General features: G+C 65.9%; 22 protein-coding genes, 3 pseudogenes and 1 CRISPR repeat array. Of the genes and pseudogenes, 22 read left to right on the forward strand and 3 right to left on the reverse strand.

From position 1 onward, the window contains the following. The 3 genes from AB0K67_RS39360 to AB0K67_RS39370 all read left to right on the forward strand — a co-directional run. The coding region (locus AB0K67_RS39360) for an IS3 family transposase (protein ID WP_364070623.1) at positions 1-109 on the forward strand (109 nt) is incomplete at its 5' end. Between the two features lie 395 nt (positions 110-504). Further along, positions 505-1194: a CRISPR-associated endoribonuclease Cas6 gene (gene cas6 / locus AB0K67_RS39365; protein WP_364070431.1), complete on the forward strand. Its 690-nt coding sequence runs from the start codon at positions 505-507 to the stop codon at positions 1192-1194. Between the two features lie 71 nt (positions 1195-1265). After that, positions 1266-2027, forward strand: a complete 762-nt coding sequence (locus AB0K67_RS39370; protein WP_364070434.1) for a hypothetical protein — start codon at positions 1266-1268, stop codon at positions 2025-2027. A 167-nt stretch (positions 2028-2194) separates the two neighbouring features. On the opposite strand, the gene AB0K67_RS39375 is transcribed toward AB0K67_RS39370, so the two are convergent. Beyond that, positions 2195-2890, reverse strand: a complete 696-nt coding sequence (locus AB0K67_RS39375; RefSeq protein ID WP_364070436.1) for a TetR/AcrR family transcriptional regulator — start codon at positions 2888-2890, stop codon at positions 2195-2197. A gap of 306 nt (positions 2891-3196) precedes the next feature. Here AB0K67_RS39375 and cas10 point away from each other — a divergent pair, with 306 nt between their 5' ends. The 17 genes and pseudogenes from cas10 (at position 3197) to cas2 (AB0K67_RS39460) (ending at position 19592) form a co-directional block, all read left to right on the forward strand. Continuing rightward, a complete protein-coding gene (gene cas10, locus AB0K67_RS39380) occupies positions 3197-4882 on the forward strand; it encodes a type III-B CRISPR-associated protein Cas10/Cmr2 (RefSeq protein WP_364070438.1) in 1686 nt (561 codons plus the stop codon). Next, the gene (locus AB0K67_RS39385; protein WP_364070441.1) at positions 4879-5943 is read left to right on the forward strand and encodes a type III-B CRISPR module-associated Cmr3 family protein; all 1065 of its coding nucleotides are present in this window, start codon (positions 4879-4881) and stop codon (positions 5941-5943) included. The genes cas10 and AB0K67_RS39385 overlap by 4 nt, the downstream gene beginning before the upstream one ends. Further along, entirely contained in the window at positions 5940-6785 is an 846-nt protein-coding gene (cmr4, locus tag AB0K67_RS39390; protein ID WP_364070443.1) for a type III-B CRISPR module RAMP protein Cmr4, read from the forward strand. Before AB0K67_RS39385 ends, cmr4 begins: the two co-directional genes overlap by 4 nt. Further along, positions 6766-7218, forward strand: a complete 453-nt coding sequence (locus AB0K67_RS39395) for a type III-B CRISPR module-associated protein Cmr5 (RefSeq protein ID WP_364070446.1) — start codon at positions 6766-6768, stop codon at positions 7216-7218. Before cmr4 ends, AB0K67_RS39395 begins: the two co-directional genes overlap by 20 nt. Continuing rightward, a complete protein-coding gene (gene cmr6 / locus AB0K67_RS39400) occupies positions 7211-8011 on the forward strand; it encodes a type III-B CRISPR module RAMP protein Cmr6 (protein ID WP_364070449.1) in 801 nt (266 codons plus the stop codon). The genes AB0K67_RS39395 and cmr6 overlap by 8 nt, the downstream gene beginning before the upstream one ends. Positions 8012-8196: 185 nt before the next feature. After that, positions 8197-8937 (forward strand): hypothetical protein, encoded by a 741-nt coding sequence (locus AB0K67_RS39405; RefSeq protein ID WP_364070452.1) that lies wholly within the window; start codon positions 8197-8199, stop codon positions 8935-8937. Next, positions 8934-10322 carry a hypothetical protein gene (locus tag AB0K67_RS39410; protein ID WP_364070454.1) on the forward strand — a complete coding sequence of 463 codons (1389 nt, stop codon included), beginning with the start codon at positions 8934-8936 and terminating at the stop codon, positions 10320-10322. Before AB0K67_RS39405 ends, AB0K67_RS39410 begins: the two co-directional genes overlap by 4 nt. Further along, a complete protein-coding gene (locus AB0K67_RS39415) occupies positions 10322-11518 on the forward strand; it encodes an RAMP superfamily CRISPR-associated protein (RefSeq protein WP_364070456.1) in 1197 nt (398 codons plus the stop codon). Before AB0K67_RS39410 ends, AB0K67_RS39415 begins: the two co-directional genes overlap by 1 nt. 331 nt (positions 11519-11849) lie before the next feature. Further along, entirely contained in the window at positions 11850-12587 is a 738-nt protein-coding gene (gene cas6 / locus AB0K67_RS39420; protein ID WP_364070459.1) for a CRISPR system precrRNA processing endoribonuclease RAMP protein Cas6, read from the forward strand. Beyond that, on the forward strand, positions 12580-14439 hold the full coding sequence (gene cas1 / locus AB0K67_RS39425; RefSeq protein WP_364070461.1) for a CRISPR-associated endonuclease Cas1: 1860 nt from the start codon (positions 12580-12582) through the stop codon (positions 14437-14439). Before cas6 (AB0K67_RS39420) ends, cas1 begins: the two co-directional genes overlap by 8 nt. Before the next feature lies 1 nt (position 14440). Further along, the gene (cas2, locus tag AB0K67_RS39430; protein ID WP_364070463.1) at positions 14441-14722 is read left to right on the forward strand and encodes a CRISPR-associated endonuclease Cas2; all 282 of its coding nucleotides are present in this window, start codon (positions 14441-14443) and stop codon (positions 14720-14722) included. A 180-nt stretch (positions 14723-14902) separates the two neighbouring features. After that, positions 14903-15165: a CRISPR direct-repeat array (repeat unit 37 nt; unit sequence CTGACAAGCCGCCGCCCGATACCGAGGGCATGGAAAC). Positions 15166-15211: 46 nt separating this feature from the next. Continuing rightward, entirely contained in the window at positions 15212-15409 is a 198-nt protein-coding gene (locus AB0K67_RS39435; RefSeq protein WP_364070466.1) for a hypothetical protein, read from the forward strand. A gap of 210 nt (positions 15410-15619) precedes the next feature. After that, positions 15620-16180: pseudogene (locus AB0K67_RS39440) on the forward strand (CRISPR-associated endonuclease Cas3''); the annotation flags it as partial. 212 nt (positions 16181-16392) lie between these two features. Then, complete coding sequence (gene cas3, locus AB0K67_RS39445; RefSeq protein WP_364070468.1) at positions 16393-17868, forward strand: CRISPR-associated helicase Cas3'; 1476 nt, start codon at positions 16393-16395, stop codon at positions 17866-17868. Positions 17869-17930: 62 nt separating this feature from the next. Further along, positions 17931-18221 (forward strand): annotated as a pseudogene (locus tag AB0K67_RS39450) (Dna2/Cas4 domain-containing protein); the annotation flags it as partial. A gap of 130 nt (positions 18222-18351) precedes the next feature. After that, the gene (gene cas1b, locus AB0K67_RS39455; protein WP_364070470.1) at positions 18352-19326 is read left to right on the forward strand and encodes a type I-B CRISPR-associated endonuclease Cas1b; all 975 of its coding nucleotides are present in this window, start codon (positions 18352-18354) and stop codon (positions 19324-19326) included. Next, entirely contained in the window at positions 19326-19592 is a 267-nt protein-coding gene (gene cas2, locus AB0K67_RS39460; RefSeq protein WP_364070626.1) for a CRISPR-associated endonuclease Cas2, read from the forward strand. Before cas1b ends, cas2 (AB0K67_RS39460) begins: the two co-directional genes overlap by 1 nt. Before the next feature lie 338 nt (positions 19593-19930). On the opposite strand, the gene ribD is transcribed toward cas2 (AB0K67_RS39460), so the two are convergent. Next, positions 19931-20755, reverse strand: a complete 825-nt coding sequence (gene ribD / locus AB0K67_RS39465) for a bifunctional diaminohydroxyphosphoribosylaminopyrimidine deaminase/5-amino-6-(5-phosphoribosylamino)uracil reductase RibD (protein ID WP_364070472.1) — start codon at positions 20753-20755, stop codon at positions 19931-19933. Positions 20756-22413: 1658 nt separating this feature from the next. Here ribD and AB0K67_RS39470 point away from each other — a divergent pair. Further along, positions 22414-23038, forward strand: a pseudogene (locus AB0K67_RS39470) (DUF4291 domain-containing protein). Positions 23039-23194: 156 nt separating this feature from the next. Here the strand turns inward: AB0K67_RS39470 and AB0K67_RS39475 are convergent. After that, a complete protein-coding gene (locus tag AB0K67_RS39475) occupies positions 23195-24058 on the reverse strand; it encodes a helix-turn-helix transcriptional regulator (RefSeq protein ID WP_364070475.1) in 864 nt (287 codons plus the stop codon). 110 nt (positions 24059-24168) lie between these two features. On the opposite strand from AB0K67_RS39475, the gene AB0K67_RS39480 reads away from it, so the two are divergent. Continuing rightward, positions 24169-24966, forward strand: a complete 798-nt coding sequence (locus AB0K67_RS39480) for a hypothetical protein (RefSeq protein WP_364070629.1) — start codon at positions 24169-24171, stop codon at positions 24964-24966. The last annotated feature ends 97 nt before the right edge of the window (positions 24967-25063 follow it).

Consider the following 25063-nt stretch of genomic DNA (forward strand, 5'->3'; position numbering starts at 1 on the left):
CCACCACGCGATCTTCGAGTACATCGAAGGCTGGTACAACCTCCACCGCCTCCACAGCAGCCTGGGCTACCGCAGCCCCGCCGACTACGAGACCACCGCCACTGCTTGACCACCCCAACGACGGTGTCCGCCACAACGGAGAAAGCTCAGCGGGAGCGCGCCGGCAGAGTCACAGAGCCATTCAGCGGTCCGTGAAGAGGGCACATGATCGGCAGGCCGCTGCCGTCGAACCCCATCACGCTGCTGCTCCTCCGTCAGTGACGACTCGTCCATCTGTACCTGGCGAGGGGGAGAGGGACCGCGCCGCTCCCCTCGAGGAAGGACGGTGATGTCGCTGCGGCGTTGGCCAGTCGTCAGAGCAGTGTGGTCTGCCAGACCAACCAGCGATGCGGCGATCTTGGCCGTCTTCGGCATATAGGCGGCAGTTTGAGGATTCTCCAGAAATATTCGGGGCTCGCAGGTAATACTGGGCCACGTTCGGCATGGACACCTAGGAGGGGTTGAATGCGGTTTCGGGTGGATATTGCGACCGATGCGACCGTTATTCCATGGAAAGACGTTCATGGCCCGGCTCGAGCGGTCATCTATGATTTGATCCGGAGCCAGGATCCCGAGATCGCTGAGGAGCTGCACAATGTCGGCTGGAAGGGCGGCTCCTTGCGGCCGGTGGGCATTTCTCCGCCGCTGTTCCCTGATGCGCGACCAGGTCGAGGCATCTATGCGACCGCCCCGAAGGGCGCGATCTCGATGGGCTCTCCAGTACCTCGCATCGCGGCATGCCTGCTGGCAGCGGTGGCGGGGCGACGCGAGATCCGCTGGGGCTCAGTCGTCCTGTCGGTGGTCGGCGTCCAGCTGGAAAGCAGCGCGAACCATTCGGACGGAGTTGCGGTCTTCGATGCGGTTTCGCCGGTTTTGGTGAAACATGATGGCATGTACATTCTCCCGGACGACGAGAATTTTCAGAAAGGGCTGGCGCACAACATCCGGCACAAGGCGGATCTCCTCGGTCTCCCGTCCGACGTAGAAGTTGAAGTCCTGGAGTCCGGCCCGCGCCGTCGCTTTGATGTCGCGAAAGGGTTTCGCATTGGCGCCACGGCGCGCATTCGTGTGACCGCGTCACCCCAGTTGCTGGATGCGATATACGAGTGGGGGCTCGGCCTGTCCACCGTGGAAGGATTCGGGTGGATCAGGTAAGCGTCGTCCGGTCCCCGGCATCGCCGTTACGCCTCACCGAGCACCCCCTGCAGCGCTGCGGAGCATGGGCGGTGGCGACGCTCGCCGGTCGTGAACGGGTCGAGGACGTCACGGACGAACAACTCGAAGGCGTCATCAAGCGGATCGTGGACGACGCGGTCGAGTCAGCGACCGCGAGCCCGGGCATCGGCGCGTACGACTGGTGGAAGATCCTGTTCGCGCTCTACCCGAATTCCAAGCTCACCCACAACAAGCGCTCAAAGGACCGCGCGGTCTTGAGCCGCGAGGCCAACCAGCTGTTCCTTCCCGACGACGCCGAAGGACCCGGCCGGGCCTGCACGTTCTGTGGGCAGCGGTGCACCACGTTGTGGTCGAAGATGACCCTGCCGTTGTTCGACTCGAACCGGTCGCTGAACACATTGCCACCCGGGACGGCAGGCTGGCCCGTGTGCCGGGGCTGCCGCGTGGCGCTCTGGGCGCTCCCGTACGGCGCGTGGGTCACGGCGGGCTCGGCGACGGTGCTCATGTGCGACAACCCGCAGGTCGAGCGCTACTTCACCAGCCAGAACGTACGGTGCGCAGCCCGCATCCGTCAGACCGGGTTCAAGGGGTTGCCGACTGAGGCGGGGTTGGAGAGATCTGCGACGGGCTATGGAGCGTCGGAGGACGGCGGTCGGCGGGGCGGCGGCTGTCGGCCGGGTGATCTTCCGCGAGCGGGAGCAGCCGGATCGTCTGCTGAGGGCGCTACGAGCGCAGGTCAGGGGCCGGGAGAAGGTCTCACGGCACAGGTTGGCGAGGTGGCAGGCCCCTCGCCATGGTGGTCGCGTCTGTGAACGCGATTCGAGTGATCTGATCCCGGTAACGACCCTATGTCCGGATAAAACGAAGCCGGCGCCGGTTACGGCTGGTGAGCTGAGCGGTGAAGGAGTAGGCGGACCGGAGCGTGGCCAGGGGCTGCGCGGCTGCGGCCGGATGCGCAGCGTCGGCAGCCTTCGTTTGTTCACCGCAGGTTGGCGCTCGGTTTGACGCCGAGGTGGGCGAGGAGGTCGACGATCATCGCCTCGTACAGAGGCTCGGGATCGTCGAAGGCGAAGGCGAGGTGCCTATGGGTGGCCATGCAGAGGATGCCGTAGATCTGCCGCCAGCAGTAGATCATCATGTAGGCGACTCCGAGCGGCAGGCCGGGTTTGACCGACTCCCGATAGATCTTCAACTGGGGGATGAGGGCTGGAGGGATCTCGTCGTCAGCGGGGTATCTCAGCTGACCGCTCTGAGCGAAGCGGACGAAGAACTCGCCGAACAGATCGCCCAGGGACTGCAAGATCACCGTGGGCATGCCTGCCTCGGCTTCGGCTATGGCGGGGTAGTGGGCACCCATAAGGAGGCTGAAGCCGGCGGCGTTGGCGAGGGTCCAGGTCAGTACGGCCCGGGTGGCCGCGTGCATCTGCGCGGCGACGTCATCGCGATCCTGGCGCTGCACGGCTGCTTCGATCGTGTCGGCCAGGTCGGCGGTGAGGTCGTCGTAGACGGCACGTATGAGCCCCTGCCTGCCGTCGAAGTATCTGTACAGCGCTGGAGGGCTGACACCGAGGCGTCGCGCTACACCGGTAAGGGTGAGACCGTCGACCCCATGGGTGGCGATGTGCTCCCGAGCCACCGCTTTGGCATCCCTTATGAGTTGTTCACGTAGTTTCACGCGTCTTGGCATGGTTGCGGATGTCGTGTCGTTATAACGGTCTTCCACTTATCCCTCTTACGGGCTTCTGTGTTGCCGCATGGATGAAGGAGGGCTGTCCGATTCCGTCGTTCCGCTTGCGCTAACGGTAATTCATGGAGTTAATGGTCTTCACTCGATTGCGGCGGCTGGCTCTCTCGGCGTGGCCATGATGGTTCATATTGGGCTGCAATCGGCAGTCTTCGTGGTGTTTTGTCCAGTTCTGCGAGTCTGCGTTTTGTGGGAGATGCGTCTGTGGCGTGCACAGGTGAAGAGGGACAGGACCTGGTGATCGTCACGATTCCAGGTGTCCAGCGGTTCGTGGCCGAATCGCGGCGAACTGCAGACCTGTTCGCGTCCAGCGAGATCATGTCGACGTTGGCGGCGACGATGGTGAACTCGGCGCGCGAGGCCGGCGAGGTGGTGCTGCCAGGTGTTACGGGCGAAGCCGCCGGCACCCCGAACCGAGTGGTCGTCCTCACGCCCGCCGGCAGCGGCAGGACGGTCGCGCAGAAAATGGCAGATGCCGCTCATGAGCGCTGGGAACGTCTCCGAAAGAGGGCTCAAGCCGCGCCTGTCGTGGGCTTTCCCGATGTGCAGTGGGTCGTGGTGCCACCGATGGAGGAGGGTTACGACGCGCAGTGGCGTTGTGCGCAGGACCTCCTTGGACGGCGTAAGCGCATCAGGAACTTCACCTTCGCCCCCGTAACGGCCGAGCGGATCTGCTCACTCAGCGGACGCTGGCCGGCCGACCGCATCCACGCCGACGGTCATGCGAAGCCGGGGGAGTACCTCTCGAGCATCGGCTTGATCAAACGCTTCAGCGGCGGCCAGGAGAAGTTCCCGTCCACATGGTCGATCGCATCTGCGCCGTACCGGCATGCGCTGAGTGAGCTCGCCGAGACCGACGCTGAGTGTTCGAAGGAGATCGCGGAACTGCGCGAGGTGCTGGGACACCTGGACGAAGTGGTACGCCAGGCCCAGCAGGGAAGCCGAGGCCACAAGGGCTTGCCGGGTATTGCCCGGCTCGCCGGTGAGAACAACGCGGAGTGGCTGCGGTCGGTGGAAGGCGCCTGGTGTGCGCCCGAGACGTGGAACCCTGGCAGGTTAAGACGCGACTACGACTTGGCGGTGCGCCCTGACGAGACCTGGTGTGAGCTCGGACAAGACGCTGCGAATGCCCTGAAAAGGCGAGCGGAAACGCACAAGCTGCCGCCTCTCAGCCCCTATCTCGCCGTGCTGGCGCAAGACGCCGACGAAATGGGCAAGACCCTCGGCGACCGCGACCGCGCGATCGGCTCCTTCCGTGACTGGCACCAGAAGGTGTCGGCTGCCTTGGGCGAAGCGGGCAAGCAGCAGCGAACGGCGATCGAAGACTGCCGCGGAAGCGTCGTCTACGCCGGAGGCGACGACCTGCTCGCACTGGTGCCCATGGCCACAGCACTCAAGGCGGCCCAGCGTTCAGCGGAGGTGTTCGGGACCACGCTGCAGGGTGTGGTGACCGGACAGACGCCGACCGTGAGTACGGCGCTGGTGTTCTTCCACGTCTCCTTCCCCTTGCAGTCGGCGGTTGCTGCAGCCCATCAGTTGCTGGAGGAGGCCAAGGATCGTGCCCGTCCCGGGCTTGCGGTGGCGGTTCAGCGTCGCAGCGGTGAGCGGGTGCGGTGGGTAGCGCCGTGGCGGCTGAAAGACGATACGGCGCTCGCCCACGTGGACGCCCTCGTCCAGGCGATGGGCAGCGCCGGGACGCTGTCGCCTGGCCTGGCGATCGGGATGGAGCGGGATGCCGCCGAACTGGCCACGTTGACGCCTGACTGGCTGGAGCGGGAGCTGCGACGTCGTGCAATACGGCAGGGCATGCCGGAGGAGGTCGGCCCGGCGTTGCACGCCCTGTGTGTGCGACGCGGGGACCGCGTCGAGCTCCCGGTCGACGCGCTGCTGGTGGCACACTTCCTGCGCGGGGGAAACCGGTGAGCGGCGAACGCTGGCTGGTCATCGAACCGCTGGACACCATCATCATCCGCGACGGCCGCGCCTTCGACGCGGGAGTGAACACCCAGGCACGAGCCGTCCTGCCCAGCCCGACCACCATCGCGGGGGCGGTCGGCGCAGCCTACGGGGCTCCTCCCGGAGCCGGCCGTGATCCCAAGGCGCGAGGAAGCGTGCTGCCCGATCGGGTGCAGGGGCCGTTCGTCGTGTCCCCGGCCGGCGACAGTTGCTGGGAGACGCACTGGCCGCTTCCGCTGGACGTCGTCAAAGTGAGAAATCGGCTCCAGCGCCTGAAACCCCGCCACTCGCAAGCCTGCACCGATCTGGACGACGAGATCAGTGCGTACCTGGCCGACGAAGAGGACAGCGAGCCCGGGCAGGGCTGGTGGGACCGCGAGTCGCTCACGTCCTACCTGCGCCACGGCGAGGTGGACTGGCAGCCCAGCATCTTCTGGACGGACAGCGAGCGCCACACGCCGTGGAGGGTGGAACGCCGGGTCGGCCTGGCACGTACCAAGGAGAGAACGGCCGCAGAGGGGATGCTGTACACCGCTGAGCATCTGCGCCTGGCCGACGGGCACGGGCTGGCGGCGCGCTGCATCGGCGGACCGCAGGACCGGCACATCGTGGACGTGGTCAACTTCGGCGGGCGCGGACATCGCGCCCAGGTTCACGAACCGAAGCAGGTGCTCATGCCCGAATCCGCCGACACGTTCCCCGACGGACGCATGGTGTTGTACCTGGCCACACCCGCGATCTTCCCGGGCGGTGATTGGAAACCGGTGCTTCCGGGCGCGGAACTGGTGACGGCGGCGGTCGGACCGGCGCAGGTGATCACCACGGTCACCGCCTCAGGCGGGAAAATGCACGGCGGGCGGCTGATGTGGGCGGTCCCGGCCGGCAGCGTCTATTACCTGCAGTTCGCTGACGAAAACGCCGCGAAACAGGCGGCAGAGCAGCTTTATGACGAACCCCTGGAACAGGCGGAGGACTGGTTGAGGACGGCGGGATTCGGTTTCGCGTTCGCCGGGCGGTGGTCGTGGTGAGGGCACTGTTGTTCCTCTACGCGGAAACGCCGGTGCACGCGGGAGCCGACACAGGATCGGGCGTGGTGGACCTGCCGATCCAGCGCGAGGTGGCTACCGGACTGCCGATCATCAAGGGGGAAAGCCTCAAAGGCGCATTGCGCGAACGTTTCCGCGACGACGAGTTGTGCACGGAGATGTTCGGGTCCGACGTGACGCAGTCCCGTGAACAGACACGGCCTGGTGCGGTACGGGTGCACGAGGCGCAGCTGGTCGCCTTCCCGGCGCCGACGATCAAGGGCACGTTCGCCTGGGTGACATCACCCGTGGCGCAGGCCAGGCTCAACCGCAAAGCGGCCCTGGCGGGACTGTCGCTGCCGGAGGCTCCCCAGGTACCCGGCCCGAGGTGCCTGGTGACCCAGAAGCGCACGGCCAAGCTGGTGGTGGGCCCATACGTGGTCGACAGCCAGCACAGCGAAGAGCTCGGAACGTGGGCGGAGCAGATCGCCGAGCGGGCGCTGCCTGACCATGACTTCTTCCGGAAGAAGTTCGCCGGCGACATGATCAACGGCGGTGACGAACTGCTGGCCGCAGTCAGCCGGGAATGCGCGCCCGTGGTGGCCAGGGTCCAGCTGAACGGCGCAGCCGAAGAACCGACGAAGACCGTACGCCATGGACCCTTCTACAGCGAGTACCTGCCAGGCGAGAGCCTGCTGGCGGCCTTGGTGGAAGGCAGGTCCGAGCATATGGAAGTGCTGGCCAGGCTGGACGGCCAGGTGCTGCGGGTCGGCGGGGACGAGAGCATCGGCAAAGGACTGATGTGGTGCCGGCTGTGGAGGGCTGATGGCGCTGCAGCGAGTTGACCACGACCTTGCCGCTGACGCGATGCGGGCATTGAACAAGATCAGAAAGGACGCGAACGGCAACGTCTCGCCAGAGGTGCTGACGAGATTGGCGAGCCTGCCCACAATGCTCCGTACCAGCGGAGTGCTCCCGTCACTCGCCTACTACACGGCCAAGCGAGGGACCGAGAATCCGCTCGAGAAGGCGTACGACGTCGTCGGCACGGAGCTGCGCGCTCAAATCTGTGCCGTACTCGGCTGGGACGAGGCCGGGCGTCCGTCCCTCGACCTTGACTTTCTCGATCGGCTCACGCAGCACCTGAGAGGGCACCCAGCGGACACAGCCCTGCTGTCAGCGCGGTTGGAGCAGTTCGCCGTCTGGCTGAGCCGCCTGGCCGAGGCTCTCGAACGAGAGCAGAAAGCGGCCGCAGCGCAGGAGCCGCAAGATGCTTGAGCTTTTCGGCCCGTTGCGGGAGTTCTTCCCCGTTGACGCGCCCGACAGGCTGCCCGCACTGTCGTCGGCGAACGGGCGGCTGATCCTGCACCGATCAGCGGTGATCAAGACTGGTGATGCTCCCGAACTGGTCGATGACCCGCTGCACAAGGTCGCTGCGGCCTACAACCTCGGCCAGGGAGAAGAAGCGGGTCGTAAGGCATGCGAGCTCGTCGCCGCCGTGGCCCGCCGCCGGGCCGACGCCGTGGCTTCGGCCTCACAAGGCCGGTACGTGTCGATCGAACTACGCGTGCAGGGCGCTTTGGTGACAGGTACGGGCTCAGGCGGCGTCCATGACGTGGGAATCGAGCTGGACAGCACCTATGGCTGGCCCATCCTGCCCGGGAGCTCCCTCAAAGGCGTGACCCGGGAGTACGCCCGCCGGCACGGGAAACCCATGACGGACATCTTCGGTACCGACCCGGACGCCGACAAGCCTCAGCCAGGCCGGGTGACGTTCTTCGACGCGCTTCCCGGCCCTGCGGGAGTAGAGGTGGTCGAACACGTCCTCACCCCGCACACGCGGGGGTATCGCAGTAACGCTCCCGCGGACGGGCCCGTTGCTCCTGGGGAACACATCAACCCCGTCCCCGTCCCCTTTCTTGCCGTCGAACGAGGCTCTTTCATCGCCTACCTGGCCGGTCCGGAGCCACACCTGTCGGATGCGGCCTGCCTGCTCCGAGAAGCGGTCAACGACCTGGGCGTCGGGGCGAAGACCGCGTCAGGATACGGCTATCTGGAGGTCGTCACGTGACGGTATACGTTGTGCCCTGCGGGATATCCGTTCTCGGGGCATGGGACAGGAGAGACAGCCCTGCCCCTCCTGTCGGTGCGAAACTCCGGAAAATCACCGATGCGCTGGAACGGTGGGCCACCGAGACTCCGCTCACGAGCCATGAGAGGGACCGGATCCCGGACGCGGACGTCATCAGCTCCGCCATGGCCATGTGCGACAGTGCGGCCAGGGACGCGAAACTCCATGAATGGCCCGCGGAGATCTGCGCGGAGACCAGTACGCTGAGCCAGCGAGGACTGGTCCGCCTGACCAGTCGTGACCAGCGCGTCATACTGCTCGCCTCCGACACCCGCAAGGGGATCTCGGCCGCGTTCTGCGTGGCCTACGTGATCGCAGCAGGCGACGGCAAACGGATCCGATACCTCTCCGGGCCCACGTCCGAGATCGAAGCCAGCGAGTTCCGAGGCGTGATCCATCCAGGAACGGTCACGATCGTCCGGCTGCCGGGGCTTCCGCATGACCTCGATCAGGCGGTGGGAGCCATCGGCCATGTCCTGCGAGCAGCGCACCTGCTCAATGAGCCCTTGGAAGTGCACCTGACCGGCGGGTTCAAGGTAACGCTGCTGCACACCCTGGCCATGACCGAGATCGTGCACTCGATGGCCCCGGACACCACGTCCGCCTGGTACACCTTCGAAGACCACAACGGCGGTGCGACCAGGATCAACCTGCGTCGCTTCCCCGAGCCCTTCCCGAAGCTCATGCGAGCCGAACTGCTGCGGGTCAAGAAAGGCCACCCCCCGAGCAACGACCTGAATCCCTTCCATACCGGCGTCGCCTGGGAACAGGACGGCTCCGGCTGGAGGCTCAACGACTTCGGACGTGGTTACCTGGCCGTCCTCGGCGAAGAAGGAGTGTCCGGTAACAACGACGGTGCGCGATGAGCGCGCTCGCCGACCTGATTCGCCTGCCGGGCGAGACCTGGGACGATCACGAGCCCGTACCGGAGCTCGCCAGCGGCACGGATCTCAGTGACGCCTTGCTGGGCCCTTCGTCCGATCAGCGGATCGAGGCCTGGCGGAAGGTGTTCGCCGGCCAGACAGGCGGCGCTCTGTGGAGGTTCTTCGCCTTTCACCCCGGTCACGCGGCACGTGCGTTCCGTGTCCGCGACGAACCGTGGCAGATCATGGTCGAGGAGGAACCTCATCTGCTCCGCTGGCGTACGTACGTCGAAATATACGAGGCCTGGTACGCGCTCGCGATCAACAAGGAAGTACCCGTTCTCGTCGAGCGGGACGCGAAACTCGGCGCGGCCTTCCTTATACGGACCCGATGGCTTCTCCTCTCAGCTCCATTCCGTCAGAAGCTGATGGGCGAGCAACTGCTCGACTCGGGCATCGAACGAGCTCGGCAGGCGCGCGAAGAATGGCTGACGGTGCTGGAGAACATCCACGAGCACCCCAGCCTTGAGAGCCGCCTCAACGTCGAGGACGAGGCCATCGATCTCACCGCTGTGGAGATCAGTCAAGCCGCACTCGGCACTGGCCGCTCACCCGAAGACCCTCCGCGCGCCGGCATCGCCGGCACGGTCGTCACCCGCATCCTCCTGCCCCGATTCGCCTGGCACGCCGCACTGCGCGTCCTGTACCGGCTGCACGGAAAGCGTCTTGCCCTCGGCATGTGCGCTGCGGCATTCATCCTCCTGCTCGCCATCGGGGCCGTACTGACCGCTGGCTTCGGTGTCTGGATGGACGGGTACACCGCCGGCGCCCTCCTGGGCCTGTGTGCATACGGCCTCATTGCCGTCTGGTCGGCGTTCGAACCTGCCTTCAGCTGGCTATGGCTGCTCCGGCAACCGGCCAGCTCCGCCGTGGGCCTGCTCGGACTGTCCGCACTCCATCCCGACTGGTGGTCCAAGTCCTCCAACGCGACGATCATCACCGCGAGCATCCTCCTGGCGATCGGCTTCGGATACCTCCTCATCGAGGCCGGAAATCATGGTGTTCCGCGCCGTTCCCTCGCCAGCCGGGTCGGAGCCGTCAGCGCCTTCGGGTTCGGTCACGCCGCGCTGGTGAGCATCATCGGCCTCCGCTTCGTGGTACCGGCCTTCAACGAGCACGCGGAAGGGGCCGGCGGCACGACGGTGAGCATCGCATGCTGGTGGACACCGGAAAAGTGCGCCCCCCTGCTCGACCCCGTGAATCCATGGGTGATGGTGCTGACCGCCACAGCATGGAGCTTCGTCTCAGGCGTCTTCCTGCAGATCCTCTGGGACGACCGGCCCATCACCGCGCCCCTTGCCCATGTCTCCTGGCGAAAGGCCGTCTGATGACCTGGCACTCCTTGCCGTTGTCCACGGTGACCAGGGCCTTCCTGGGCCGCTATCCCCGCGTCGGCATGCGATCAGGGCAGATGATGTTCCCGATCCCCAGCTTGCGCGGCACCCTCGCGTACTGGCTGCGCGCCCTGGCCGGCCCCTACGTCGGAGACGACATCACCGAGCTCTTGCGCGCCGAGGCCGAACTCTTCGGAGCGGCCTCGGACGGTTCGTCGCGTCCCTCGCGAATCCTGCTCCGCGGCAACAGGATCAACGTCGGCGCGCCGGAAGCCAAAGGAGATCTCGCCTACCTGATGGGCCCTGGCCTCACCACCGACCCCAAACCCCGCCAACTGCCCCCATGCAGCCTGCCGCTCAAGGTCAAAAACGATGGCTCCGCCCTGCACACCGACCTGTTCCTGAGCGCACTGTGGGCGCTGCGCACGTTCGGCGGCATAGGCGCCCGCGCTCGGCGCGGATTCGGAACCCTGGCGTTCAATCAGTCGACCAGACTCGAGCTGCAGGCGTCCGCTTTCGATCGACAGTGGCTGATCCGGAACAGCCATACCGACCTTCCGCACGTGCTCGCGTGCGTCGCCGAGGCACTGAAGGAGCTGGGAATACGCAAAGGAACCTTCTCCGGCCAGCCGCATTATCCGTGCTTCGCCGAAGGGTGGTATCGCGTCGAAGACCATCCGATGAACATCCGCGGGCAGGACACGGACGCCCTTGCGTCCCTCGGAGAGCTGCTCAAAGCCTTCCGCCATCAAACAGACCCTCGCGGCAACGGAAAGCTCCCGAATACCGCCGGATACCGAGAGGTAGCCAGGCCGTATGCGAATGGGACTGCTCCAACAGGGGTGTTCAACGCCGGCGCGCTCGGTCTGCCTGTCGTCTACACCGTCCACGGCCACTCCGAGTCGGTCACCGTCGAACCCGTCACCGCCGATGGAACCCCGGCACGCCGTGCCTCACCCCTCTGGCTCCGAGTCACCAACGGCCGCGGTGGCTGGCTGCTGCGCTCCCTCGCCTTCCACGCCGAATGGCTTCCGGAGGACATGAAGCTTCGGGTCAAAAAGGGGAGCGGAGGCGTCGGCCGTCGACCTGCTCACGTTGAGAGACCAGATGAGGACGCTGTCAAAGCCGAACTTGATGACTGGTTCGCCTTCACCGCAGAGCACCTACAGAAGTCTGACAAGGTTCAGTGAGCCGCATGCAACGACCTTCGTACAGAAGCTATCGCCAACCGCCGAAAAGGGCTCGGATGGCGCATCGCATACCCGCAGGTCACAGGCTACATGTAACGCAGGGTCGCCATCCGCCACCCCTTCCGATCATTCCGATGGCTCGGCCCGCGCGATGATCTACAAACTGGCAGGTCGCCGACCTTAGAATCTGGCTGCCATCGCAAACCCCCGCCCGACTCCGAGGGCATGGCAGTGTGATCGCGCAGCGGTGTGCATACACGTAAGTTATGAGTGTCGCAGTTTCCGCCCGCTTTCAGGGGCGACACGATGGGCCTCATGTACAGTTTGAGGGGTGGAATATCAAGTGAAGGTGTTGGTGTTCCGGCTAAGAAGTGAAGAAGGTTGTGCGATAGATGCTCGCAAATTGCATGGCCTTGCATGTAACCTCTTCGAGGGAAATGGTGGTCATCGGTCTCAGGTGAAGCCTTTTGCCGTTTGGCCGTTGAGCCGGGAGGCGAAGGACCGTGATGAGACGATGACCCTTCGATGCACTTGGCTGCGTGACAGTGCGCTTCCGTTCGACCCCGCGGCACTGTCGACGGTTCGCTTGGGAGCGCGGATGTGCTCTGTGGTCGGATACGAATGCCACGAGGAGTCATTCGACTCGTTGGCCAAGAGGCCGGCGGTGGCTGACGCAGTCTTGACGTTCCTGTCGCCGGTGTTCTTTGCCGCGAACGGTCGGCGGAGTATCCTTCCGGATCCGCGACTCATCCTCGGGGGATACCGGCGGCGCTGGAATGAGGCGCTTCCCCCGGATTCGCCGTACTGGATCGAGGATGAGCTGTGGATGGCCACTCACCGGGCGACGGAGTTGCACTCGTACGATTTGCGGACAGTCAAGTGTGATGGCGGGCATGGCCACGAAGTGTCAGGTTTTGTGGGGATGGTTCGTCTTCGTGTGTTGTCGGACGAGGTCAAGGAGACCTTCGGCAGGCTTGTGCGTTTCGCGTCCTACTGCGGAACAGGGGCCCGCACCACGTACGGCTTCGGCGCCACGACGGTGACGTTCCTCGGGGGTCGGGATGGGTGAAATTACCGCCAGGGCGTTTACCGAGCAGAATCTTTTGAATGCGTGGCATGAAGTGCGGGAGTCGGCTCTTCAGGACGGGGAGGCTGGAGCGGAGGTCGAAAGGTTCGAGGCATCCGCAGCCAGAAAGATCAGTGGCCTCGCCGAACAACTCGCTGCAGGGACGTTCGAACCGAGTCCCGTCGTGAGGATTGAGATCGCCAAACCGGGGGGTGGGGTGAGAGCCCTCGGTGTGCCAAACCTGATCGACAGGATCGTAGAACGTGCGCTCCTCCCTGAGTTGAGTGCGCTCATCGATCCACTTCTGCTGCCGTGGAGTTTTGCTTATCGGCGCGGCATGGGAGTAAAAGATGCTCTCGCATGCCTGATCGAAGCGCGGGACGCCGGTGCCACATGGGTTGCTCGGGCCGATGTCAAGGACTGCTTCGATAGGATCCCGCGATGGGAGGTGCTACGTCACCTGCGAGAAATTGTGACTGATCCGGAAGCTGTTCATCTTGTCGGCAAGATGATGGATCGCCCGGTTATCGGTGAACGGAACAGGCGGAGCAACCGGGGTCTGGGTCTGCATCAAGGCAGTGTGCTCTCCCCGTTGCTCTGCAACGTTTATCTGAATAGATTCGACCAGGCGATGCTCTCCGCGGGCTTTCGAGTGATTCGGTATGCTGATGATTTCGCGATACCGGCAAAAAATCGGGTAGAGGCGGAGCGGGCGCTGACGGCGGCAAGTGATAACCTTGCGGATCTTCGCCTGGAGTTGAATCCGGAAAAGAGTCAGGTGGTTTCTTTTGACACAGGAGTTTCTTTTCTAGGCTCGACTGTCACCTCAACGACCAGTCCTGGAGTGGACGCACTGTCGCATCCCCTCGAAACGGTTGTATACGTCGATAAGGATGGTGCGCTGCTGCGAAGCAGGGGCGACAGAATGCTCGTGGAGCATCGTGGTAAAGTCCTGTTTCGGCTCAACTTCCGTAGAGTACGGCAGGTGGTTTGCACTGGCAGGGTTGGGATGACCACGCCGTTCCTGCGCAGGGCTCTGCGGTTGGGAATCGACCTGGTCATCATCTCGGATCAGGCCGGGCCGTCCGGACGGCTCACTTCACTAGACGTTACGGATCCGACCGTCCGCCGTGCCCAGTACCGCCTCGCTGGTGACCATCGCTTAGCCAGGGCGTTCGTCGATGGGAAGATCGCTAATATGCGGACAGCGCTACTTCGTGCTGCACGCCGACAATTGGATCCATTGCTCGGGGAAGTGGCCGAAAGGTTGGCGGCGATGCGCCTGCTCCTCTCTGATGCCGACTCCCTTGAGAAGGTCATGGGATACGAAGGAGCGGCCAGCCGAGAGTATTTCCGGGCCTGGCGCCATCTCTTCGGCGAAATATGGGATTTCGAGAGTCGGCAGCGCAGACCACCGCCTGATCCAGTGAATGCAATGCTATCCTTTGGCTACACTCTGCTCGTCAATGAGGCAATCGCCGCGTTGGAGATGGCCCGACTCGACCCGGCGGTAGGGTTTCTGCATCAGTCTCGCTGGGGCAGGCCCAACCTGGCTCTTGATCTCATCGAGGAGTTTCGTCCGGTGGTGGTGGACGCGGTAACGCTACGCTGTCTGAATACAGGCATCGTCAAGCCTGAGGATTTCGACGTTGCCCCGGATGCCGGTTGCCGGATGAACGATCGCGCCCGGCGCGCGTTCCTAGCGGCTTATGAACGGCGGATGCTGACGTTGTTCACCCACGAGGCCACGGCACGACGGGTTTCCTACCGCGTAGGCCTGAGCTTACAGGCGAAAGCTCTTGCCCGCACCATCTTGGACTCCAAGAGGCCGTACCGGCCCTTGAGATGGAAATGAATTGCACTACCTGATCTGCTATGACATAGCTGACGACAGCCGCCGCGATGATGTCGCGACGCTCCTATCGGGATACGGACCACGCGTCCAGCTGAGCGTCTTTGAGTGCGAGGCAGGCTCCAAAGCGGTCATGGCTGAACTCCGCAGCAAACTAGGCGCCTTGATCGATCCCGCCGAAGACCAGATCCGCATGTATCCCCTCGGAGATCGCTCAGCCCGCGGCCTCTTGGTGATCGGCGCCCGTACGATAGAGGAACGCCAAGACTTCTGGATCATCACATGAGCGGTACAGAGCCCGCAAAAAGCGCGCCAGGAGGGCTCGGTTGGCGCATCACAAACTCCCAGCTCACAGCCCTTAGTTCTCTTAAGGTGCCCTACAAGGGGGCACGCAGAGGATCGCGCGGACGAGGTCCGCGCATTGATCTTCATATGCCCAGGTCACCACCCCTAACTAATCCGAACCCTGACAAGCCGCCGCCCGATACCGAGGGCATGGAAACCTCGACAGGCAAAGTTATGCCCGAAATATCTACATACTGACAAGCCGCCGCCCGATACCGAGGGCATGGAAACGCTTGTCGCCGCTCCCGCGGCAAATATGAGCAGGTCTGACAAGCCGCCGCCCGATACCGAGGGCATGGAAACGAACGAACCCGCGGCCTGAGTGCATGAGGCACACCAGAAAATTGCTGACAAGCCGCCGCCCGATACCGAGGGCATAGAAGGCGAACCGGTCACACTCGGCATAGCGGCCTCAGCCGACGGCAGCGGCGTGGACACCGAGACCTACCACCCCATCGCTGCCGATGGCTCCAACCCGGCCATCGCGGGACGGGTGGCGGCACGCAAGGGCGGCATGACCATCAGAAACCGGCCGTTCCTGCTCGGCGTACACCTGACCCTCGGGATCCCCGTCCCCGACGGCGAGAGGATCGCCGCGGCCCTGCGCCGCCCGGTTTGGGGCCTGTGACTGAGACGATCCCAGGACCTCGTCCACGTCATCACGATCCGCGACGTCACCCTTGAGCCGGCCGGAGAACACGCCGTACACGGGGCCTACCGGGACGGCGACCAGGCGGTCTGGCTGCACTCACCGACCGCCTCCGACGAGCAGAACCAGCAGCTGTCCCAGGTCCTGGCCAAGTCCGCCAGCGGATCAGGACTCGGCAGACCGGAACTGCTGACCGAGCACAGCAGCACCGTACGCGACGCCGCACGGACCATCGCCGACCGCATCGGCTCACCCGGCGTCCTGGCCGCCCAGCCGAGCTTCTGGTCCTGGGTGGAGACCGCCGCGCTGCTGCACGACGCCGGCAAGGTGGCCGAAGGCTTCCAACGCCAGGTCCGCCCCGGAGGAGAAAAGTGGGGCGAACGCCACGAAGTGCTCTCCCTCGCCTACGCAGACCTGCTCACCCGCCACCTGGACCCGCACGACCGCAAGATGATCGCCGCCGGGGTCGCCTTCCACCACCGGCCGCTGACCTCGCACCGCGGTAGCGACCTGCGCTCGATGTACCCGCCGGTGGCCGATGGGGAGCGCAAGTTCGGCCGCGACCCTGCCCCCGTGCCGGGCCGTCCCCGCATCCAGATCCCGGTCCCTCCCCACCGAGCCTGGCTGGCCTGGCTGGCACGACAGCTCGCCACACCCGTACCAGAGAACGACGGTTGCCTGTGGGAGCTCGCCCGCGACGCCTTCGCCCGCCTCACCACCGACTGGACCAACCCGGTCAGCGACGAGGACGGCCTGGTCGCCGTACTGCTGCAAGGCGCCGTCACCCTCGCCGACCACTCCGGCTCCGCGCACGTCCCCCTGCAGACGCACATGCCCCTGCCACGCGACTACCTGAACCGGCTGCCCACGCCCTACCCACACCAGAAACAGGCCGCCGACGTCGCACAGCACCTCATCCTCGTCTCACCCACCGGCAGCGGAAAAACGGAGGCCGGCCTGGCATGGGCCTCCCGCCGGCTCGGCGACATGCCCGGCCGGCCACGCCTGGTCTGGCTCCTGCCGTACCGGGCCTCCATCGACGCCGCCCGCGACCGCTTCACCCACCACCTCGACCCGGCCCCCGGCCAGAAGCAGCCGGACATCGGCGTGCTGCACGCCACCGCAGCACGCACGCTGCTGGCCCGAGCCGTCGCAGACGACTGCACACCAGGTGCCCACGACGCCCGCCGAGCCCGCGCCCGCGCCGGAGCGATGCGGCTGTGTTCAGCCGGCGCGTCCGAGTCGCCACACCCCACCAGCTCCTGCGTGCCGCCATCGCCGGACCCCGCTACTCGAGCGTCCTGCTCGAACAGGCCAACGCCCTCATGGTGCTGGACGAACTGCACGCCTGCGACCCGAAGACCTTCGGCCGCATCTGCGCCTGCATGCGGCTATGGCAGCAGCTCGGCAGCCGGGTGGCGGTCCTGTCCGCCACCCTCGCCCAACCCATGATCAACTTGATTGAGGACACCCTCGGATCCGTCGAGATCCGCCGCGCACCCTCAGGCACCGCGCCCACCCGGCACCGCCTCGTCCTCGACGACGACCCCATCGACTCTCAGACCAGCTTGCGGCGCGTCGGCCAATGGCTCGACGAGGGCCACAGCGTCCTAGTGATCACCAACACCGTCAACGCCGCCCAGCAGGTCTTCGATCGGCTCCACCACCCCGACAAGATGCTGCTGCACTCACGCTTCCGCGCCCGTGACCGCGCCGAGATCGAACGCCGCCTCCTCCGGCGGCATCCGGAACGCAAACCGGGAGAGACCACGCCCCGCGGCGGACTGGTCGTGGCCACCCAAGCCGTGGAGGTCTCACTCTGCCTGGACTTCGACCGCGGCATCACCGAACTGGCCCCGATCGAAGCAATCGCCCAACGCGCCGGCCGTATCAACCGGCGCGGACGCCACCCGGACAGCCCGGTCGAGTTCCGCGTCCACACCCACGTCACTCCCAACCGCCCGTACGGAGAAGGCGCACTGGACGCGGCACTGGCCGCCCTGCGAACCGCTCCAGGCCCCGAGCTGTCCGAAGAGACCATCGACACCTGGCTCGGCATCGCCTACGCCACCGAATGGGGCCAGAACCGGGCCGCCGGAGCCCGACGCCACCGCGACGAGTTCCACCGGGACTTCCTCACCTTCCCCGACCCCTTCCACGACCGCCGCGAGTTCGCCGACCGGCTCGACGAAGCCTTCGACACCGTCGAAGTCCTCCTCCGGCAAGACCTCGACACCTACCAGGCAGAAGCCGACAAGGACCCCCTCCTCGCGGCCGGTCTCCTCATCCCCATCCACCACAGCCGACTGGCGGCCCTCCGCACCGCAGGACGAGCCGAGTACATCCACCGCCTATGGGTCGTCGACGCCGACTACGACCCGACCCTGGGGCTGATCCTGAACCCTCAGCCCGCCGCCGCCCCGGAGACCATCCTGTGAACGACATCGGCGGCGTCCACATCAAGTACCTGCTGCACTGCCCCCGCCGGCTCTGGCTCGACATGCGCGGCTACCGGCCGGAACGACGCAGCGACGCGGTCGCCTACGGCGAAGCCGTCGACGACACCACCTACACGCGCCGCCGCGACATCGACCTCGGCGAGGCGAAAATCGACGGGGTCACCACCGGCGCCGTCATCCACGAGACCACGTCATCCCACGCCCCGGCGGAGCAACACGAGGCCCAAGTCCGCCACTACTGCCTGCTACTGGAACGACGAGGCGTCACCGTCCAGCACGGCCTCATCCATTACCCGCTCATCCGCCGCACCGTCACCGTCGCCTGGACCCCGCAGGCCCGCGCCCTCGCCGAAGACACCGAACGCGAGGCTCAGACCGTGATCGCGCAGCCGACGGCCCGCCCAGGCTGGAGCGTTCCCGCTGCCGCGGCTGCTCCTACACCGACTACTGCTGGGGAGACTCATGACCGCCGCCTCCCGCACCTACTGGCTCACCCAGCCCTGCCGCATCCGCCGCGAAGACAACAGCGTCCGCATCGAACGCGCCGACCAGACCCCCGTACGCGTCCCCATCACCGACATCCGCGACCTGGTGGCCTTCGACCACGTGGACATCAACACCTCGGCGATCTCACTGCTCAGCCGCCACGGCGTCATGGTGCACATCCTCGACCACTACGGAAACTACGCCGGCGCCATCGCCCCCGCAGAAGACACCAGTTCAGCCCACGTCCTGCGCCGCCAGATCGCCCTCACCGGCACGGACGCCACACGCCTGGAGATCGGCCGAGCCCTCATCGCAGCCACCGCAGCGAACGTCCGCTGGGCCCTGGACACCGACCTCCTCGATGCCCCGCTCACCCGCCTGACGGAACAACTCGCCACCTGCCAGACCGCAGACCAGCTCATGGGCGCCGAAGGCAACTTCCGCCGCACCGCCTGGGGCGTCCTCGACACCCTGCTGCCCGCCTGGCTCCGCCTGGAAGGACGCAGCCGCCGCCCGCCCGCCAACGCCGGCAACGCCTTCATCAGCTACGCCAACGCCATCACCTACGCCCGCGTCCTCACCGCACTCCGATGCACACCCCTGCACCCCGCCATCGGCTTCCTCCACGCCGACACCGACCGACGCCGCAACACCCTCGCACTCGCAGAACCCTTCAAACCGCTCTTTGCCGAGCGCCTGCTCAAACGCGCCGCCGCCCAGAAGACACTGCGCCCCGGCGACTTCGAAACCGACGTCGGCAACGCCTCACTCAGCCGAGACGGCCGCAAGAAAGTCTCCGAACTCATCCGCGCCGAGCTGGCCACAACCGTCCACCACCGAGCCCTGCGCCGCAAAGTCTCCTACGAAGAGCTCATCCACCTCGAAGCCCTCAAACTCGTACGCCTCTGCCTCGAAGACGCCCCCTACAAGCCCTTCCGGCCCTGGTGGTGATGATGTTCGTCATCGTCGTCTACGACACCCTCGCCGAACGCAACCCCGCCGTGCTGCGTACCTGCCGCCAGTACCTGCACTGGGTACAACGCAGCGTCTTCCAAGGCGAGCTGTCCAACGCCCAACATCGCAAATTCGTCAGCGCGCTCAAATCCCAGATCGACTCTGGCTACGACAGCATCCTCATCTACCGCACCCAGGGACCCCACAACATCCAGACCGACCTCATCGGCCAAGCCCTCGGCAACACCGACCCCGTCCTGTGACCACCCTTCTGACCTGGGCTCTTGCACTACCGCCGGACTGCTGCAGAATGGTCGCCAAAGAATCCACCCAACATGCCTCTGACCTGGGACTTTACCCTCGGGTCGCTCATCACCCCTGGAGGGATCGCAACATCCAGGTGCCCGGCGTGTTCTGCGACGTCGACGACGAGTCGCTCATCACCCCTGGAGGGATGAGCGAAACGATGGTGGTCAGCCAAGTAACAGCGCATCCTAACCAGAGCCGGTGAGCGGCTTGCTGGCGTTCACGTTCTACTGAACGGCGATCTACTCTCGGTCGGAAACGAACGCATCCCTAAGTCGAATGCCAACCGCCGCCGTTATTCTCGCCGAGCTTGGATCAGCATGTGGTCTTGCAAACGTCGAACGTTCGCAATGCGGAATCCTGCTGGAGGCAGCGGCCCACCTTGCGAGGAGGCGGCTCGGTCGGACAGTCGAACAAGCAGTTCATCAACTAGGCCGGCAGACGAGTACCGTTCGGCGGCTCCTCGTTCACCGAGCACGAGCAGGGATCGGACCCCCGAGGAGTAGAGAATCCGGAGCGTCTTCTCGGGTTCGTCCTGCGGCAGCTTGTCAGGCAGTACGAAGGTGTCGCCGTGCCCGCCCGGAACACCCTCCCGCAACCGCCCATCCTCACCGAGCACGGCGTCGTAACAGCGCACCTCAACGGGCGACTCCTCGCGGCCGTCCTCGGTATCGGCGCTATACGCCCATGTCACGTACGGAGTGCCTCGTCTCAGCGCGGTGAGCCAGGGGCGCAGCACCCGCTCGGCCTCGTCCTGCAGAACCCCCACTTCCACGTCCACTCCGGCTCGGCGCAGTTCGGCCACGCCACCTGCGCCGCGCGAAGTCGGATCGATCAAGGCGACCACCACCCGGGCGATCCCGGCCTCGATCAGCAGCGCTCGGCAGGCAGGGGCGAGACCTACATGGTTGCAGGGTTCCAGCGTCACAACCGCCGTACCGCCACGCGCCGCCGGCCCCGCTGCGGCCAAGGCATTGCCCTCTGCGTGTGCCTCGCCCTTGCGACGGTGAAAACCTTCGCCGGCCACATGGCCGCCTGCGTCGAGGATCACGCAGCCCACAGGTGGATTGGGGCTCGTGGTGCCGAGGCCCAGCGCCGCCAGGGCGATCGCACGTCGCATGGCGGCGACCTCTGTTTCGGAGGCCATCAGACCGCAGTCGTAGCGTTGAGCTCAGTTGAAAATTCCGCAGCCGGCTCCAGCTGAGCCTGGCGTGCAAGCTGAGGCGCGACCGAAGTGACCATGGAGAGAATTCTGGTCGATCCGTTGTCTTGAGCAACAGTCAGCGCTTGGATGGCCGTGTACGACTGCTGCTTCGGGTTCGTTTCTGCGGTCAGCGCGACCGGCAGCCCGGCATGTGCCAGACCGCCTCGGCGAGGCTGACCACTTTGGCGCCGTTGCCCTCTGACCGCGCCTGCTGGCTGCGCCGGAACAAGGTCCACGTCACCATTGGACGATCATCGGCCTCAGGGCCCACTCCATCGCGTGTCCCGTCCATAGACGGCTCGCCGCCAGATTTCCCGCGTCTTCGTACAGCCACGCCGCGGACTCGACGTACAACGCAGCGAGACGAAGAGCCTCATCGCGAAGTGGAGGACGGACATAGCGGAGGAACACCGTCAAGATGGTGATTTGCGTGCACACGTCGCCGAGAGCATGCCTCGGCCCAAGGAGGTCGTCCGTCCTGACGAGGGCGTGCCACTGCTCACCGAGATGGGAGAGCAGTTCCTCGGTGTGGCTGGCGGAGAGGCGTTGCACGCGGTGGTCCACCAACGGGTCGACAACCGGTACGGGCAGCTCCGGAGTGCTCACCGCTCTGGCCTGACCCCGAGCTGAAGATCCTGCTCCAGGCCGCTGCCCCGAGCGTTCTGGTACGAGCTGGACGAGTTCGCCGGCGGCGCCCAATGCGGGTTCCAGTTGGTGTGCCAGGGGGCAGGGAAGCATCTTCTCACCGAAGGTCGTCATCGCCTGCCCGCACGTTTCAGAACCGTGTTGACTCTTCACCGCAGATTGCTTGGGCGCTGAACGGGCGAGAAAAGGCGGGACGATAAGGCTTGGGCGGCAGTTGGATGGGGTTACGGAAGGCTGGTGGCTACACTGCCACTGGTCCTCGTCTCGAGTGCTGCCCAAGACCAAAGTGCTGTCCGTGGCGGGGAGGAACACCGCGTGGGCCCTTCTGACCTGCGCATCTGCACTACCGGCGGATTGCTGCAGAATCCATCCTCAAAGCGTGTCAGTCGAACCATCTGACCTGCAGCTTTACCCTGGGGTCGCTCATCACCCTGGAGGGATCGCAACAAGTGCGCCACGGCCTGGGTGTCATCCGGGCGAGGTCGCTCATCACCTGGAGCGATTGCCTTTATGGGGTCGGGGACAGTTGTGCTGCTGGGGTGGGGCGGATGCGACCGACGATCGGTGAGCACGGGAGATCCTGCGGTGCGAGCTGCCGCGTCTGGTGCGGGTGTCCTGGCTGTTCGGGCCGGACGCCGATGAGTGGCCGGAACGAGCGAGGTCGGGGTGCGGCTGACCTCGGGAGTTGCCGGGGGCACCGAGTTCGGATTGGTCCAGGCGGCGGTTGTCGGGAGCCTGTGTCCCGACCTACGGCCCGGCTGCCGGCGGTAGGGCACCGTTGCTGCCGCATTGGAGTCGGCGTGGTGTGAACGTTCCGGTGGCAGGTTGCGTTCGCTGCGGTCCTCGGCGGGCGTAGGGGTAGGGCTGCCCGGCTGGAGGCATGGGCGGCGGTCGCACTCAGGCTGTGGCGTCGGCTCGGCGAGCGTTTGATGCGTTGCCAGGCGATCATCGCGTTGGGCAGGCTGGTGCGCGCTGTGAACGTTCCGCACCGGCAGATCCGGCCCGTTTTCACCGAGCGATCCATCACCGTCTACCAGGCCTGCAACGCGTCCATCGCCACCCCCGCCGTCGCCGCGCAGCGCTTTGTGGCGCCGTTCAAGCGGGAGCGGATGACGTGGATCAAGCCGTCGTTCCTGGATGATGTACCGCTGTGGTTACGTCACGAAGCCCGGTCAGGAGCGGGTGCCGGCGATCGAGGTGAGCCGTGAGGGCTTCGAGTGGGCGCTGGCCGACTCCTGCCTCAGCCACGACGACGGGCGGCCGGGGTGGGCGGAGCGGCTGCGCCGGAGCCCGGTGCGCATCCAGTGGGATCCCGAGCGCGGGCTGCGGCATGAGGCTTTGCCGTACCGGTCGATCCAGGTGGGGCTGAGCGGGGTGGCGGTGCGGCGGTACGTGGAGGAGTGGACGCTGGGGTTCACCGATATCACGGACTTGGTCGGTGAGGTGCGTGCGGCGGTGCAGGGCGGTGTGGACGCTCGTGAGCTGCTGCCGGTCGAGCGGCCGTACCCGTTGTCGTGTGAGCCGGCGGAGACGATAGGCGCGAGCGTGGAGTGAGGGGGCGGCGGCGAGGGTGGGCGTGTGCCCGGCCGCCGTGTCCTCGCCGCTCATCCCGGTTCAGTGCACCGCCGGCCGTTGCACTCCCCGCACGAGGCGTTGCGCGATCGTGGTGGAGCCGCTGGAACGCTCCCAGGGCCGCGTTTCGCAGGTGGTTCAGGGGGCGTAGTCGATTCGGGGGCTCTGTGTTCCTGTGGCGCCGCGGCGCCAGTGTGGTGGTTCGTTCTGGCGTGGGCCGGGTTCGACGGTGACCGCGGTGGTGTAGTGGCCGGGCGGCACGTCGTACGAGAACGGGCCGCAGGTGCGCGTCTGGCCTGCGGCGAGCGCGCCCAGCTCGCACGTACGGAGGGTTTTCGCCAGGGGTGTGCGTGATAGGGCGTTGTGGAGCCAGACGTAGGCGACGGCGCCTTCGGCTGTGCCGGTGGCGCGCAGGTCGAGGGAGGCGACCACCTCGCCGTCGGTCACGGCGATGCACGGCTGCACCGATATCGGTACGCGTGGTGAGGCGAGGGGTGTGCGGCACCGGGTGGGGACGTCCGGGATGGTCTGGCCCGATGCCCAGACGAACGCCGCGGTGGCGAGGAGGGCCAGCGCCGTGCCGATGATCGCCGCGGCCTTCCAGAGAGCGCGGGGGCGTTTCCCGATGACGGGTGGGCGGTGCTCGTGGTCCGCTGCGCCGGCCGGGTTCGTCTCGGTGGTCGTGTCCGGTTCGGGGCGCGCGGGTTCGCCTGCGGCGGGCTGGGTGTGCTGCTTGACCTGGTCGTTGATCTCGTGCCAGCGCCGTTCCCATTCGGCGGTGTCCGTCACGCCGCAGGCGCGTACGTAATCGAGGGTCGCCGACAGGCTGGGCAGCCGGAGGCCTTTCGCGGCTTCGGAGAGCCTGCTGGGGGAGCAGCCGACCCGGGAGCCCATGGTCCGGTACGTCGGTTGCCCGGCCGCCACGCGCAGCTGACGCAGGTCGTGCGCGAAGCGTTCGATCAACCCGCCCTCGGGATCGAGTTTCCGCTCTGGCCTGCCCATTCACCCTGCCTTGTTGATCAAAGTCGTTGATCGGTGGTGATCAATCAAAGCGTGGCAAGGATGGGCCGTGCTGAACAAGTCGGCCATCTGAGGAGGCATGAGTGAAGACGATGTTCGCGGCGGCGGTCGCGGTCGCCATGGCGTGTTGCGGGGTCGCGGCGCCCGCGCAGGCCGCTACGGGGGTGGCCTTCCGTTCGTACTCCGGCGCGAGCCCGAGCGCCCACCAGGCGAACTTCGAGCGCCTGCGCAGCCAGGGTTACCGGCCGATCTCGGTGAGCGTCTCGAGGGGGCCGAAGTACGCGGCCATCTGGGTCAAGAGCGGAGGGCCGGCGTGGATCTCCCGGAGCGGGTTGTCGGAGGCTTCGTTCAAGGCGCGGTTCGACGAGTACCTGGCGCAGGGGTATCAGCCGATATCGGTGTCGGCGACGGGGCCGGCGGGCAGCGCGACGTTCGCCGCGCTGTGGGAGAAGCGCTCCGAACGGTTCTTCTCCCGCATGGGGCTCACCGGGTCCCATTTCGCCGCTCTCAACCGGAAGGCGTTCGCGGACGGGTACGTGCCGGTATCGATTGATGTGTACGGTACGCCGTCAGATCCCCGGTACGTCGCGGTCTGGAGGAAGGGCCAGGGCGGTTGGTACTACTCGTACGGCAAGACGTTCGCCGGGCACAAGAAGTTCTTCGACCAGCGCGCGGCCGAGGGGTACCGCCCGACGACTGTTGCGGTGGGGCCGGGCGGGAAGCGGTTCTCCGCGGTGTATCGCAAGGACGGGGTCCGGCCGTGGTACCACTACATCGACAACTCCCCGGCCGCCTACCAGCGCAGGTTCGACAGCATGGTGGCGCGCGGCCTGCGGCCGGTGCAGGTGAACATCGAGGACGGTGTGTACGCCTCGATCTGGATCAGGTGATCGGGGCCCGGCTGATGTCTCGTACGGGTGAGTGATCCCCGGGAGGGCGCGCGTCTGGTCGCCGGGGCTTGAGCCGCCTGGCGACCGGACCGTCCGG

It is taken from the genome of Nonomuraea sp. NPDC052634 (assembly GCF_040678535.1).
Lineage (GTDB): Bacteria > Actinomycetota > Actinomycetes > Streptosporangiales > Streptosporangiaceae > Nonomuraea > Nonomuraea fastidiosa.

What these genes read in the sequence shown, in the direction of transcription:
- cas6 (WP_364070431.1), top strand. Translation starts at nt 505, where the DNA reads ATGCGGTTTCGGGTGGATATTGCGACCGATGCGACCGTTATTCCATGG.
- AB0K67_RS39395 (WP_364070446.1), top strand. Translation starts at nt 6,766, where the DNA reads ATGGCGCTGCAGCGAGTTGACCACGACCTTGCCGCTGACGCGATGCGG.
- cmr6 (WP_364070449.1), top strand. Translation starts at nt 7,211, where the DNA reads ATGCTTGAGCTTTTCGGCCCGTTGCGGGAGTTCTTCCCCGTTGACGCG.
- AB0K67_RS39405 (WP_364070452.1), top strand. Translation starts at nt 8,197, where the DNA reads ATGGCCATGTGCGACAGTGCGGCCAGGGACGCGAAACTCCATGAATGG.
- AB0K67_RS39410 (WP_364070454.1), top strand. Translation starts at nt 8,934, where the DNA reads ATGAGCGCGCTCGCCGACCTGATTCGCCTGCCGGGCGAGACCTGGGAC.
- AB0K67_RS39415 (WP_364070456.1), top strand. Translation starts at nt 10,322, where the DNA reads ATGACCTGGCACTCCTTGCCGTTGTCCACGGTGACCAGGGCCTTCCTG.
- cas1 (WP_364070461.1), top strand. Translation starts at nt 12,580, where the DNA reads ATGGGTGAAATTACCGCCAGGGCGTTTACCGAGCAGAATCTTTTGAAT.
- cas3 (WP_364070468.1), top strand. Translation starts at nt 16,393, where the DNA reads ATGGGCCTCCCGCCGGCTCGGCGACATGCCCGGCCGGCCACGCCTGGT.
- cas1b (WP_364070470.1), top strand. Translation starts at nt 18,352, where the DNA reads ATGACCGCCGCCTCCCGCACCTACTGGCTCACCCAGCCCTGCCGCATC.
- cas2 (WP_364070626.1), top strand. Translation starts at nt 19,326, where the DNA reads ATGATGTTCGTCATCGTCGTCTACGACACCCTCGCCGAACGCAACCCC.
- ribD (WP_364070472.1), bottom strand. Translation starts at nt 20,755, where the DNA reads ATGCGACGTGCGATCGCCCTGGCGGCGCTGGGCCTCGGCACCACGAGC.
- AB0K67_RS39475 (WP_364070475.1), bottom strand. Translation starts at nt 24,058, where the DNA reads ATGGGCAGGCCAGAGCGGAAACTCGATCCCGAGGGCGGGTTGATCGAA.
- AB0K67_RS39480 (WP_364070629.1), top strand. Translation starts at nt 24,169, where the DNA reads ATGTTCGCGGCGGCGGTCGCGGTCGCCATGGCGTGTTGCGGGGTCGCG.